11 protein-coding genes and 1 tRNA gene are annotated in these 12,729 nt (G+C 57.6%); 9 read left to right on the top strand and 3 right to left on the bottom strand.

Annotated features, from left to right (window positions below):
- Positions 1 to 10: 10 nt before the first annotated feature.
- The gene (ispF, locus tag Q5H33_RS03320; RefSeq protein ID WP_221651630.1) at positions 11 to 487 is read left to right on the top strand and encodes a 2-C-methyl-D-erythritol 2,4-cyclodiphosphate synthase; all 477 of its coding nucleotides are present in this window, start codon (positions 11 to 13) and stop codon (positions 485 to 487) included.
- Between the two features lie 8 nt (positions 488 to 495).
- On the opposite strand, the gene Q5H33_RS03315 is transcribed toward ispF, so the two are convergent.
- The 3 genes from Q5H33_RS03315 to Q5H33_RS03305 form a co-directional block, all read right to left on the bottom strand.
- On the bottom strand, positions 496 to 1,332 hold the full coding sequence (locus Q5H33_RS03315) for a metal ABC transporter permease (protein ID WP_021913624.1): 837 nt from the start codon (positions 1,330 to 1,332) through the stop codon (positions 496 to 498).
- 2 nt (positions 1,333 to 1,334) lie between these two features.
- Complete coding sequence (locus Q5H33_RS03310; RefSeq protein ID WP_042990128.1) at positions 1,335 to 2,198, bottom strand: ABC transporter ATP-binding protein; 864 nt, start codon at positions 2,196 to 2,198, stop codon at positions 1,335 to 1,337.
- Between the two features lie 200 nt (positions 2,199 to 2,398).
- Complete coding sequence (locus Q5H33_RS03305; RefSeq protein WP_042990125.1) at positions 2,399 to 3,466, bottom strand: metal ABC transporter solute-binding protein, Zn/Mn family; 1,068 nt, start codon at positions 3,464 to 3,466, stop codon at positions 2,399 to 2,401.
- Positions 3,467 to 3,611: 145 nt separating this feature from the next.
- Between Q5H33_RS03305 and Q5H33_RS03300 the strand changes: the two genes are divergently transcribed.
- The 8 genes from Q5H33_RS03300 (at position 3,612) to Q5H33_RS03265 (ending at position 12,681) form a co-directional block, all read left to right on the top strand.
- Positions 3,612 to 4,487, top strand: coding sequence for a bifunctional methylenetetrahydrofolate dehydrogenase/methenyltetrahydrofolate cyclohydrolase (locus Q5H33_RS03300; protein WP_011743094.1), 876 nt, complete (start codon positions 3,612 to 3,614; stop codon positions 4,485 to 4,487).
- A 153-nt stretch (positions 4,488 to 4,640) separates the two neighbouring features.
- Positions 4,641 to 6,113 (top strand): 30S ribosomal protein S1, encoded by a 1,473-nt coding sequence (rpsA, locus tag Q5H33_RS03295; RefSeq protein WP_003809549.1) that lies wholly within the window; start codon positions 4,641 to 4,643, stop codon positions 6,111 to 6,113.
- Between the two features lie 119 nt (positions 6,114 to 6,232).
- A complete protein-coding gene (gene coaE / locus Q5H33_RS03290; RefSeq protein ID WP_080505081.1) occupies positions 6,233 to 6,874 on the top strand; it encodes a dephospho-CoA kinase in 642 nt (213 codons plus the stop codon).
- Positions 6,858 to 8,969, top strand: a complete 2,112-nt coding sequence (uvrB, locus tag Q5H33_RS03285; RefSeq protein WP_033500223.1) for an excinuclease ABC subunit UvrB — start codon at positions 6,858 to 6,860, stop codon at positions 8,967 to 8,969. The genes coaE and uvrB overlap by 17 nt, the downstream gene beginning before the upstream one ends.
- Before the next feature lie 39 nt (positions 8,970 to 9,008).
- Entirely contained in the window at positions 9,009 to 9,992 is a 984-nt protein-coding gene (locus tag Q5H33_RS03280) for a TerC family protein (protein ID WP_033500222.1), read from the top strand.
- A 173-nt stretch (positions 9,993 to 10,165) separates the two neighbouring features.
- Positions 10,166 to 11,608, top strand: a complete 1,443-nt coding sequence (gene pyk / locus Q5H33_RS03275) for a pyruvate kinase (protein WP_302423012.1) — start codon at positions 10,166 to 10,168, stop codon at positions 11,606 to 11,608.
- Positions 11,609 to 11,762: 154 nt separating this feature from the next.
- Positions 11,763 to 11,836 (top strand) — tRNA-Leu (locus tag Q5H33_RS03270).
- A gap of 80 nt (positions 11,837 to 11,916) precedes the next feature.
- On the top strand, positions 11,917 to 12,681 hold the full coding sequence (locus Q5H33_RS03265) for an ANTAR domain-containing response regulator (RefSeq protein ID WP_221651633.1): 765 nt from the start codon (positions 11,917 to 11,919) through the stop codon (positions 12,679 to 12,681).
- Positions 12,682 to 12,729 lie beyond the last annotated feature (48 nt).

The raw sequence follows: 12,729 nt of genomic DNA, 5'->3' as shown, positions 1-12,729 counted from the left end.
GGGAATTTCCATGCGTATCGGTCAGGGATTTGACGCCCATCGATTCGCGTCCCATGATGCAGGCAAGCCGTTATGGCTTGCCTGTTTGCGTTGGGATGGTGACGGCATCGAAGGTGATTCGGACGGTGATGTCGCAGCCCATGCGTTGATTGACGCGTTGCTTTCCGCAGCCGGATTGGGTGATATAGGCATGCTTTTCGGTGTCGGTTCCGATTCCGCCGGTGCCGGCAAGCACGGCGACGAGATGCTCCGCGCGACGGTTGCGTATTTGCGTGCGCATGGCATGAGGCCGGTGAGCGCAAGCGTGGTCGTCGTGGCCAATCGTCCGAAAATCGGCAAGCGTCGTGACGAGGCGCAACAGGCGTTGAGCCATGCCATCGGCTGTGAAGTGTCGCTGACGGCCACCACTACCGACGGCATGGGATTCACCGGTTCGGGCGAGGGCATCGAGGCCATCGCCAGCGCCTTGGTGGAACCGATCGGCTGATACTTTCGCTACCTGCGGCGTGCCGATTCGATTATTTTGGCGACAATCCAGAACAGTGTGGAAATCGTCACGATGATGAAGCTTGGGGGAGCGGGGAACATGGCGGAAACCAACAGTCCACCCCAAATGGAGATCAAACAGATCACGGTGGAGACGACCATCGCGGCGAATGGGGACCGTGAGATGATGTTCGCAGTCGCGGCGGGCGTGACCACAAGAGCGAATATCAGCAATGTGCCCACGGCGGGCACCGCGATGGTGATCACACCGGCCATAATGGCCATGAAGCAGATGTTCATGAGATTCACCGGCACGCCTTTTGCCTGCGCCACCTGTTCATCAAGCGAGCTGAACAGCAGCGGTCGATAGATAACGGCCAAAACGGCCAGCAACAACACGTCGAAAACCGCAAATCCGACGATCTGCCCGTCCGTGATCGTCAGGATGGAGCCGAAAAGAATCGATTGCATCTGCTGCGAGGCGGAACTGGACAAGCGTGCGAAAAACAGACCCATGCCTGTGGCGAACGCCAATACGGTTCCTGTGGCGATTTCGCGTTGCGATGCCTTTTTGCCCAGTGCACCGATCACCAATGCTCCGCCGAGAGCGAACACGCCGAGACCGGCACTGACCGGCAGACCCAACAGCACGGCTCCGGTCGCTCCTGGCAGTCCGATGTGCGCCAGCGCATGCGCGGCGAACGTGGAATGACGGGCGATGGTGAAGTAACCCATCACTCCAGCAGCCAAGGCGATGCACAGGCCGGCGAGGAAAGCGTTTGTCATGAATGGCGCGGTCAGCGTGCCCATCCAATCCGGATCGAAGGAGAAAGCGGTTTCGTTCATGATCATGCCTCCTGCGAAATGCGGTTGTGTTGGTGGAATCTTGCGATTTCCTCCGGCGCGTGGGCGTCGACGTCAATGTCATCGGGCTCATCCTCGCTTGGAGTGACGAACATATCTCCTTGGGGAGTGGTGACCACCTGCACCGTGGTGCCATATAGATGGGTGAGCAGCTTCGAATCCAGCACCTCGTTCATCTTCGCATAATGCGGATGCCCGTCGAGCAGATATACGGCTCCGGTGAGAATCGGCAGAAGCATGTTCAAATCGTGCGCCACTACTTGAATGGACATGCCGAGTTCTCGGTTGAGTTTGGCGAGCACGTGCACTGTGGCGCGTTGGCTGGCCAGATCAAGATTGGCGAGCGGTTCATCCAACATGAGTAGTTGGGGGTCCGACACCAGCGCTTGGGCGATGGCGACGCGTTGCCGCAGGCCTCCTGAGAGTTCCGACAGCCGGTATCTCGCCTTGTCCTGCATGCCGACGAATTCCAGCGCATTGCGTACTTTGTCTTTTTGCAGGCGGGTGATGGGATGAATGCCGAACCTTGCCCCGGTCAGGCCAAGCAGCACCGACTGTTCGGCGGTGATGTTCGATTCGATGTCGGATGCGTAGCTCTGCGGCACATACCCTATACGGTGATTCATGTCGCCGGCCGGCTTGCCGAGCACGGTTATGTCGCCGTGGGCGATGGGAATCAATCCGAGTTCGGCCTTCATCATGGTGGTTTTTCCGGCTCCGTTGGTGCCGACGATGGCTGTCACCGAGCCTTGCGGGATACGGAAGGTGCCATGCTGCCAGATGATGTGTCCGCCGCGTGAGACCCCTGCGTCGTCGAATTCGATACAGAATGATGCCTTGTCGTGCATGGCTCGCTCCCTTGATAAGTCAACGATAGTATTCTCACAAACGGTGTTGACAATCATTCTCAATAAGAAGCATGCATGGACGATGAAAAGTCTCGTGATGAATCCGCCTGGATCGTAACCGTTGCTGGAAAAAAAGAGTCCGCCGATGCCGGGGAATTACTCGACATCGGCGAATCGGGGGAGGGAGGATGACCGTGGCTTTATTTACCGGGGTCCGTCTGCCCTGTGTTGTCCGGCGTTGCGGCGTCGGAATCGGAGTCGGGATTGTCGTTCGACGGCTGCTCGCCATTCGATTCAGAGGGAGAGGCGTCCGAATCTGATGATGTCGCATCATCTTTGGAGGAAACCGCCTCATTCATTTGCTTGATGAGCTGCGCGATCCATGAGATCAGGCTTTTGCTGTCGGCCGGCATCTGTTCCGTGACGTCGATGACCGGCACATCGGATTTGTGTGCGGTGCCGGTCAGAATATTTGTGGCATCATCCGCCTTCTGAACATTGTTGATCAGCATATCCACTTGATGCCCCTCCAGAATCTTCTGGAAGTCCTGGAGTTCCTTGGACGAGGGTTGCGAGCCTTCCGAGATGGACTGCGTGTAGCTTTCGGGAGTCTTATCGGATAGGCCCATGTCGCTGAGCAGATAATATGCGACCGGCTCGGTGGCTGCGTAGGAGACGTTCCTATGTGTATCGGAGAACTCTTTCATGCTTCTCTCGATTACCGTCTCGCGTCTGTTCCACGCCTTGAGTTTGTTTGTGAAGTATTTCTTTTGCTTGGGCATGATGCGGCTGTAGGTGTCGGCAAGCTCCTTCGCCATGGCGTTGCGTGCGTCGCTGGAGAACCAGAGATGGGGATTGTCTCCCTCAACGGCTCCGACCATTTGTGCGGCCGAAACGGAAACGGTGTCTCTTTCCAGGTTTTTTGTGGCCCAGGAGTCGTATCCCGCTCCGTTGGACACGACGACCTGTGCCTTCTGCAGGGTGTCGACAGCAGTGGTCTTCGGTTCGAACGTGTGGGCGTCCTCTGTTGTGGAGGACAGAATCGAGGTGACTTTGACGTGCACGCCGCCGATCTGCTCCGCCAAAGCCCCCCACTGGTTGACCGACGCCACCACGTTGATCGGGGTGGTCTGCTCCTTTGGTGTGTCGGGTGCCGTTGGTTGATCGGGCTCCGAAGAAGCGCCAAAGCAGGAAGCGGTGCCCAGCACCGTGCACAATGTGATTCCCGCGGCAAGGATGCGGAAAAATGGACGCTGGTGAGAGCGCATGTCGATTGCCTTCCTCTTGGGTCGTCCGTCGTTTCGGTCGCGTCCATCTCATATAGCACATGCGCGACTTACGACTGAAACCAAGATAGCCTACGATACTTGCAAATGCCAATACGACAAGCGACTTAGCGAGGAAGTGGACCACATGGGAACAAGGATTGATGGCAAAAAGGTGGCGGCACGGACCAAGGCGGACCTCGCCAAACGCGTGGAACTGCTGAAGGCGAGGGGAATCCAACCTGGATTGGGTACCATTTTGGTCGGATCAGACCCCGGCTCCGTGAAATATGTCGCCGGCAAACATGCCGATTGCGCCGAAATCGGCGTGAATTCCATCAAGCGCGAGCTGCCTGAGAATGCGACGTTCGATCAGGTCGCCGATGCGGTCCGCCAGCTCAATGCGGATCCCGCCTGTACCGGATATATCGTGCAGCTGCCCTTGCCAAGGGGAATCGACGAGAACGCCATCATCGATCTGATCGATCCCAAGAAGGACGCCGACGGGATGCATCCGTATAATCTCGGCGAACTTGTGCTGCATGCCCGAGGAGACATCACCACGCCGTTGCCATGCACGCCTCGCGGCGTGATCGAGCTGTTGCGCGCCTACGACATCGATTTGGACGGCAAGGAGGTGTGCGTGCTGGGCCGTGGCATCACCATCGGCCGCACCATCGGTCTGTTGTTGACTCGTAAGGCGGTCAACGCCACCGTCACGCTGTGCCATACGGGAACCAAGGATGTGCGTGACCACATGCGACGGGCCGATGTGATCGTCGCAGCCATGGGAGTGGCTGGTTTCGTCAAGCCGGAAGACATCAAGGAAGGGTCGATTCTCGTCGACGTCGGAGTATCCCGCGTGTTCGATGAGGAATCCGGTCGATACAAGGTCAAGGGTGATGTCGATAAAGCCTGTTACGAGAAGGCTTTTGCATACACGCCGAATCCTGGAGGCGTAGGGCCGATGACGCGTGCCATGCTGCTGCAGAATGTTGTGGAGATGGCCGAACGTCAGTTGTGAGTTTCGCGATAGTGCTTTCGGGCGTGTCGTGACATGCGACACGCCCGATTTTTGTGCATGGCTTCTTGTAGACTTTCGCCTTGTGTGTATTTGCGCACACGTATAACTGAAGAACGATTTTATCCATCCACTATTTTGTAAGAAACCACATTAATGGCAGAGAACAATAACGAAGTCGCCAAGGTCGCCATCAACGACATCGGCACCGAAGAGGACTTCATCAAGGCAGTCGATTCCACCATCAAGAACTTCGATGATGGTGATCTGGTCGAAGGTACCGTCGTCAAGGTCGATCATGACGAGGTCCTGCTCGACATCGGCTACAAGACCGAGGGCGTCATCCCCTCCCGCGAGCTTTCCATCAAGAAGGACGTTGATCCTGACGAAGTCGTCGAGGTCGGCGACACCATCGAGGCCCTTGTCGTCACCAAGGAAGACAAGGAAGGCCGTCTGATTCTGTCCAAGAAGCGTGCACAGTACGAGCGCGCTTGGGGCGACATCGAGAAGATCAAGGAAGCCGATGGCGTTGTCGAAGGCACTGTCATCGAAGCTGTCAAGGGTGGCCTCATCGTCGACATCGGTCTGCGTGGCTTCCTGCCGGCATCTCTCGTCGAGATGCGTCGTGTCCGCGATCTGTCCCCGTACATCGGCCAGAAGATCAAGGCCAAGATCCTCGAGCTCGACAAGAACCGCAACAACGTGGTCCTCTCCCGTCGCCAGTACCTCGAGGAGACCCAGTCCGAAGTGCGCGAGACCTTCCTGTCCCAGCTTAAGAAGGGCCAGATCCGTGAAGGCGTCGTGTCCTCCATCGTCAACTTCGGCGCGTTCGTCGATCTGGGCGGTGTTGACGGCCTGATCCACGTTTCCGAGCTGTCTTGGAAGCACATCGATCACCCGTCCGAGGTCGTCAAGGTCGGAGACAAGGTCACCGTCGAGGTGCTTGACGTTGATCTCGATCGTGAGCGCATCTCCCTGTCCCTCAAGGCCACCCAGGAAGATCCGTGGCAGCGCTTCGCCCGCACCCACGTTCCTGGCCAGATCGTCAAGGGCAAGGTCACCAAGATCGTTCAGTTCGGTGTCTTCATCTCCGTCGAAGACGGCATCGAAGGCCTCGTGCACATCTCCGAGCTGGCCAACCGCCACGTGGAGAACCCGGAGACCGTCGTCAAGCCGGGCGAGGAAGTCTTCGTCAAGGTGATTGACGTCGATCTCGACCGTCGCCGCATCTCCCTGTCCCTCAAGCAGGCCAACGACTCCGTTGATCCGGCTTCCGAGGACTTCGATCCGGCTCTGTACGGCATGCCGGCAGAGTACGACGAGCAGGGCAACTACAAGTATCCGGAAGGCTTCGACCCGGCAACCAACGAGTGGATCGCTGGTTACGAGAAGCAGCGTGAGGAGTGGGAGTCCCAGTACGCCACCGCTCACGATCTGTGGGAGCAGCACAAGGAATTCGTTGCCAAGGAACTCGAGAACGCCGAGGCTTCCGCAGCCGAAGACGGCCAGGCTCCGAAGGAAGAGAAGGTCGAAGAGGTGTCCAACTACTCCTCCGACAACACCTCCAACGGCACCCTCGCCGATTCCGACCAGCTCGCCGCTCTGCGCGACCAGCTGCTCGGCAAGTGAGTTTCGACGAATCGAAATAAACTGATTCGCGTAAACCGCTGATAAATGGCCCCGCACCTGATGGTGTGGGGCCATTTGCGTATGTTGCGAGTCCGTCAAACATTACAATGGCGGTTGTGATGATTCGAATTGGGTTGACCGGAGGCATCGCCGCCGGCAAAAGCACCGTCGCTACGCATCTGCGTGAACTGGGCGCGACGCTTGTCGATTATGATGTGCTCGCCCGAAAAGTCGTGGAACCCGGAAGCGTGGGCCTGCAACGAATCGTGGAACATTTCGGGCCGGATGCGATGAACGCGCAAGGTGGTCTTAATCGGCGATGGATGTCCGAACACGTCTTCTCCGATCCGAATGCCGAATCCGAACGTAGAATCCTTGACGATATCGAACATCCGTTGATCTACGATCTTGCATTGTCGGAGGAACGGCAGGCGGTCGAAAAGAATCCGGATGCCGTGGTCGTACATGATATTCCGCTTTTGGCGGAAGTAATCGATGACATACCCATGCGTTTCGACCATATCGTAACAGTCGAAGCACCGGAACAGACGCGTGTGGAACGTATGATGCGCACCCGTGGCATGAGCGAGGCACAGGCGAAGGCACGTATCGCGCATCAGCCCACGCGTGCGGCACGAGAATCCATAGCCGATGCGGTGATTGACTCATCCCAGGATGTAGAACACATGTTCGACTGTGTTGATAGGCTGATGGAACAGTGGCGTAAGGAAGCGAGACGGAACCATGGGATTCAACATTGAGCGAGTGAACAAGCCGTTTGCGGTCAAATCTCCATATAAGCCTTCAGGCGACCAGCCGAAGGCCATCGAGGAGCTGGCCACGCGCATCGAGAATGGCGAGAACGACGTGGTGCTCATGGGCGCCACCGGCACCGGCAAAACCGCCACTACAGCGTGGCTGATCGAACGTCTGCAGCGACCGACGCTTATCATCGAGCCGAACAAGACGCTCGCCGCGCAGTTGTGCGCCGAATTCCGCGAACTCATGCCGGACAATGCGGTGAGCTACTTCGTTTCCTACTACGACTACTACCAGCCGGAAGCGTACATTCCCCAGACCGACACCTACATCGAGAAGGATTCCAACATCAACGACGATGTGGAGCGATTGCGCCACGCCGCCACCGCGAACCTTCTGACCCGTCGCGATTGCGTGGTCGTGGCCACCGTCTCCTGCATCTACGGTTTGGGAACGCCGGAAGAATACGCTGGCCGTATGCTGTTCCTCCAGGAAGGCCAGCAGATCGACCGTGACGATTTACTGCGCAAATTCGTGGACATGCAATACAAGCGCAACGACATCGCCTTCACGCGAGGCACATTCCGCGTGCGCGGCGACACCGTTGAGATCATCCCCGTATACGAGGAACTGGCCATCCGCATCGAATTCTTCGGCGACGAAATCGACCGCATCTCCACTCTGCATCCGCTGACCGGCGACGTGATCGCGCACGAATCGCAGGTGCACATCTTCCCGGCCTCGCATTACGTTGCCGGACCGGAACGTATGGAACGGGCGCTCAAAACCATCCAACAGGAACTTGACGAGCGTACCGCCGAATTGCATAAGCAAGGTAAGGAACTTGAAGCGCAGCGTCTCACCATGCGCACCACATACGATCTGGAAATGCTCTCGCAGGTCGGCACATGCTCCGGCGTGGAGAACTATTCGCGGCATTTCGACGGACGCGCGCCGGGCACGCCTCCGCACACGCTGCTTGACTTTTTCCCCGATGATTTCCTGCTCGTCATCGACGAATCACATGTCACCGTGCCGCAGATCGGTGCCATGTACGAAGGCGACGCGAGCCGCAAACGCACGCTGGTCGAACACGGTTTCCGCCTGCCGTCGGCAATGGACAATCGACCGCTCAAATGGCCGGAGTTCCAGGAACGAGTCGGTCAGACGGTGTACCTGTCGGCAACGCCCGGCGATTACGAACTCGGTTTGAGCGACGGTGTGGTCGAACAGATCATACGTCCGACCGGACTAGTCGATCCGCAGATCGACGTGCGGCCGGTGGAAGGGCAGATCGATGACCTGCTCGCCGAAATCAAAGACCGCGTGGCAAGGAACGAACGTGCGCTGGTCACCACGCTCACTAAGAAAATGGCCGAGGATCTGACCGACTATCTGCTGGAACGCGGCATCAAAGTCGAATATCTGCATTCCGATGTGGACACCTTGCGTCGTGTCGAACTGCTGCGTGAACTGCGTGAAGGCAAGATCGACGTCATCGTCGGCATCAACCTGCTACGAGAGGGCCTCGATCTGCCGGAAGTGTCATTGGTCGCAATCCTCGACGCGGATAAGGAAGGCTTCCTGCGTTCCTACCGTTCGCTCATCCAGACCATCGGCCGTGCGGCGCGAAACGTGTCCGGCACCGTCGTCATGTATGCGGACGACATCACCGAAGCCATGCGCAAGGCCATCGACGAGACCAACCGCCGCCGTGACATCCAGATTGCCTACAATAAGGAACATGGCATCGATCCGAAGCCGCTCATCAAGAAGATCTCCGATGTCAACGACATGCTCGCCAAGGAGGACGTCGACACCCAGACATTGCTCGGTACCGGATACCGAAACGCGGACAAAGCCGGCAATTCGCATCTCGGCGTGCCACATACCAGCAAGGAGGAATCCGGCAGGCGGCACGAGGAGATTCTCAAGGCCGGATTGCCCGCGCAGGATCTGGCTGATCTCATTCGACAACTGTCCGAGCAGATGCATACCGCCGCAGAACAACTGCAATTCGAGCTTGCGGCTCGTCTGCGTGACGAGATCCGTGACCTGAAAAAGGAACTTCGGCAGATGACGGAGGCGAGCAAATAGTTCTCGACCGGTCATACGGCATCCGTACCATAGTGGATTATGGCTGAAACACCACTTGCTTTTGAAATCGCCACGTTCGCGGTGCTTGCCGTCTTCTTCGTGGTGGACCTGTTCATCATCGGGCGCAAGCCGCATGTGCCGTCCACCAAGGAATGCGTGCAGCATATCGCGTTCTTCGTGGTCATGGCGTTGATCTTCGGCGGACTCATGTGGTTCTTCGCGGGATCGAAACCGGCCATCGAATTTTATTCGGGCTGGCTTACGGAATATTCGCTGAGTATCGACAATCTATTCGTCTTCGTCATCATTATGTCGAATTTTGCGGTGCCAAAACAGCTGCAGAAATTCGTGCTGTCCATCGGCATCACCATCGCATTGGTGTTGCGCGGCGTGTTCATCCTCATCGGCGCGGCCATTATCTCCCGCTTCACCTGGGTGTTCTTCCTGTTCGGCGCATTCCTTATCGTCACCGCCATCAAGTTGGTCACCGGGGGAGACGAAGATGAGGAATATCATGAGAATGGCTTGATTCGCGCATTGCGCAAGGTCATCAAGATCACCGATGAATACGACGGCGAAAAGCTGCGTACCGTCAAAAACGGTGTGAAGCATTGGACCCCGATGCTCATCGTGTTCCTGACCATCGGCACCACCGATGTGATGTTTGCCTTTGATTCCATTCCTGCGATTTTCGGTTTGACGAAGGATCCGTTCATTGTGTTCACGTCCAATGTGTTCGCGTTGCTCGGTTTGCAGCAGCTGTACTTCCTGCTCGGAGAGCTGCTCGACAAGCTGGTGTATCTGCCGCTTGGACTTTCCGTGGTTTTGGGCTTCATCGGCGTCAAGCTCATCATGGAGGCATTGCATGGCAACTCGCTGCCGTTCCTCAATGGCGGCCAGCCGATTTCCTGGGTTCCGGAAGTGCCTACATGGCTGTCGCTTGTCGTGATCGTTCTTGCGATTGGTGGTGCGGCTTTGGCAAGTGTTATTAAGATGCGCACCATGAAAGCGAACGAAAAGTGACAGTCCGGCAAACGTTGGGAGAATAGAGCTTTTCTATTCTCCTACGAAATTGTGAGCGCTCACAACACACCTAGTTCTGAGGTGGAAGTGGGCGCTTTTTGCTAGTAAGCTATGCCATTGGAAACAGGGTCGTCAGATCCAAAATCAATATCAACAAGAATAGGCAGGCATTCATGCGTAAAGCCAAGATCGTAGATACCATCGGTCCCGCTACCGAGTCCCTGGAAGGCATCACCAGCCTTGTCGAAGCAGGTATGGACGTCGCTCGTCTGAACCGCTCCCACGGCACTCCGGAAGACCACCTCAAGGTCTACAACAACCTCCGTGCCGCCGCCAAGGCCACTGGCCGCAACGTCGCAGCCCTGGTTGACCTGCAGGGTCCGAAGATCCGCTGCGGTTGGTTCAAGAAGAACGCCGACGGCGAGGACAAGGTCCAGCTGACCGAAGGCCAGGAGTTCGTCATCACCACTGATGACATCGAAGGCGACGAGCACATCACCTCCACCACCTTCAAGGGTCTCCCGGGCGACTGCCATGCAGGCGATCCGATCCTCATCGACGACGGCAAGGTCCGCCTCGAGGTCACCAAGGTCGAAGGCAACAACGTGTACACCAAGGTTGTCGTTGCCGGACCGGTCTCCAGCCACAAGGGCATCAACCTTCCGGGCGTCGCCGTGTCTCTGCCGGCTCTGACCGAGAAGGACGAAGAGGATCTGCGCTGGGCCATCCGCACCGGCGCCGACATCATCGCCATGTCCTTCGTGCGCTTCGCCACCGACATCGATCGCGCCCATGAGATCATGGACGAGGAAGGCCGCCGTATCCCGGTCGTCGCCAAGATCGAGAAGCCGCAGGCCCTCGAGAACCTCGAGGAGATCGTCAAGGCGTTCGACGGCATCATGGTCGCACGTGGCGATATGGCCGTCGAGTGCCCGCTGGAAGAGGTCCCGCTGGCCACCAAGCGCTGCATCGAGCTGGCTCGTCAGTACGCCAAGCCGGTCATCGTGGCCACCGAAGTCCTCGGCTCCATGGTCAGCTCCCCGGTCCCGACCCGTGCAGAGGCATCTGACTGCGCCAACGCCATCCTTGACGGCGCCGACGCCACCATGACCTCCAACGAGACCGCCGTCGGCAAGTACCCGGCAGTCACCGTGAACACCATGAGCCGCATCTCCACCTTCGCCACCGAGCATGGTTTCGACCGCATCCCGGAGCTGAAGAACCTGGATATGTCCTCCACCGGTGCCGTCTCTTCCGCCGCCGTCGACCTGGCCGACAAGCTCAACGCCAAGGCCATCGTCGCCTACACCCAGACCGGTTCCACCGTGCACCGCGTGTCCCGTGAACGTCCGGCCACCCCGATCTACGGCATCACCAACAATGAGCACACCTTCCACTGGCTGGCCCTGTCTTGGGGCACCGAGTCCTTCCTGGTCGACGAGGATTACCATGACAAGTCCCGCAAGGACCTCATGGTTTTCACCGACAAGGTCCTCAAGGACGCCGGCAAGGTCTCCGATGGCGACAAGATCGTCGTGCTGAGCTCCGCCCAGGGCGAACACCAGCCGGGTCGCACCGATTCCATCTACGTCCACACCGTTGGTGCCTGCGACTGAGATTTGAATCGTCGCGTTAAACGCTGATTCCATAATCCTCCCATTGGTTCCCGATGGGAGGATTATTGTTTTTACGCGATGTCCCCGAATGATGACAACGCCGAGATTTGGCGCAAATCGCAATCATGTGGTATTCTTCCAGAGTTGCGTGCAAGCCCTCGTATCCCAATTGGTAGAGGAAGCAGCCTCAAAATCTGCGCAGTGTGGGTTCGAGTCCCACCGAGGGCACGTAAGAAATCAATATCAATCCAGGCCCGGGTTGGGGCATGTTAGGCCGGCTTTGGGTGTGACAGTGGAAAGAGACCGACATGGCTGCAGAGAAGACCACGGAACCGGACGAAGTACTCACTGATGAGGAGCTCCAAGCTGCTGCGGCTCCCGAGCCGGATTCTGCCAATAATAACGAGGCACACAAGCGCACCGTCGTCGTTGCCGAAGACGAATCCGTGAACCGCATGGATTTGGTCGCCATGCTTGAGGATAACGGCTATGAGGTCGTCGGAGAGGCCGCCAACGGTGAGGAAGCCGTTGAACTGACCCGTAAGTTCCGCCCGAGCGTGGTGTGCATGGATGTCAAGATGCCTCGCATGGATGGCATCGAGGCCGCTGGCATCATCTGTGATGAGAACATCGCTCCGGTCGTCATGCTGACGGCATTCTCCCAGTCTGATTTGGTCAAAAAGGCCACGGGCGCTGGCGCCATGGCGTATGTCACCAAGCCGTATGAGGAATCCAAGCTGCTGCCGGCTTTGGAAGTCGCCATGGGCCGTTTCGCCGAAATCAACGATTTGCTTGACAATGTCGAACGTAGCGAGTCCAAACTGCAGGAAACCGAGGAACAGCTGAAGAAGGCCGAAGAGCAGCTGAAGAAGGCCGAAGAAATGCTGGAGGAGCGCAAGCTCGTCGACCGCGCCAAGGGCCTGCTGATGGACAAGGCGGACTTCTCCGAACAGGGCGCTTTCCGTTGGATTCAGAAGACCTCCATGGACCAGCGCATTCCGAAGAAGCGTCTGGCCATGGCCATCATCGCCAAGTATGGCGAACAGAAGTCGGAAGCAGAGGATGAGCGCTAACACACCAACTGTGGAAGGCACTTCACGCGGAACGCTATTGGTCGTTGA

This window comes from uncultured Bifidobacterium sp. (assembly GCF_959020145.1).
Lineage (GTDB): Bacteria > Actinomycetota > Actinomycetes > Actinomycetales > Bifidobacteriaceae > Bifidobacterium.
This window is presented reverse-complemented; position numbering and strand designations above follow the sequence as displayed.

Coding starts and splice junctions, on each gene's coding strand:
- ispF (WP_221651630.1), top strand. CDS start 11: ATGCGTATCGGTCAGGGATTTGACGCCCATCGATTCGCGTCCCATGAT.
- Q5H33_RS03315 (WP_021913624.1), bottom strand. CDS start 1,332: ATGAACGAAACCGCTTTCTCCTTCGATCCGGATTGGATGGGCACGCTG.
- Q5H33_RS03310 (WP_042990128.1), bottom strand. CDS start 2,198: ATGCACGACAAGGCATCATTCTGTATCGAATTCGACGACGCAGGGGTC.
- Q5H33_RS03305 (WP_042990125.1), bottom strand. CDS start 3,466: ATGCGCTCTCACCAGCGTCCATTTTTCCGCATCCTTGCCGCGGGAATC.
- Q5H33_RS03300 (WP_011743094.1), top strand. CDS start 3,612: ATGGGAACAAGGATTGATGGCAAAAAGGTGGCGGCACGGACCAAGGCG.
- rpsA (WP_003809549.1), top strand. CDS start 4,641: ATGGCAGAGAACAATAACGAAGTCGCCAAGGTCGCCATCAACGACATC.
- coaE (WP_080505081.1), top strand. CDS start 6,233: ATGATTCGAATTGGGTTGACCGGAGGCATCGCCGCCGGCAAAAGCACC.
- uvrB (WP_033500223.1), top strand. CDS start 6,858: ATGGGATTCAACATTGAGCGAGTGAACAAGCCGTTTGCGGTCAAATCT.
- Q5H33_RS03280 (WP_033500222.1), top strand. CDS start 9,009: ATGGCTGAAACACCACTTGCTTTTGAAATCGCCACGTTCGCGGTGCTT.
- pyk (WP_302423012.1), top strand. CDS start 10,166: ATGCGTAAAGCCAAGATCGTAGATACCATCGGTCCCGCTACCGAGTCC.
- Q5H33_RS03265 (WP_221651633.1), top strand. CDS start 11,917: ATGGCTGCAGAGAAGACCACGGAACCGGACGAAGTACTCACTGATGAG.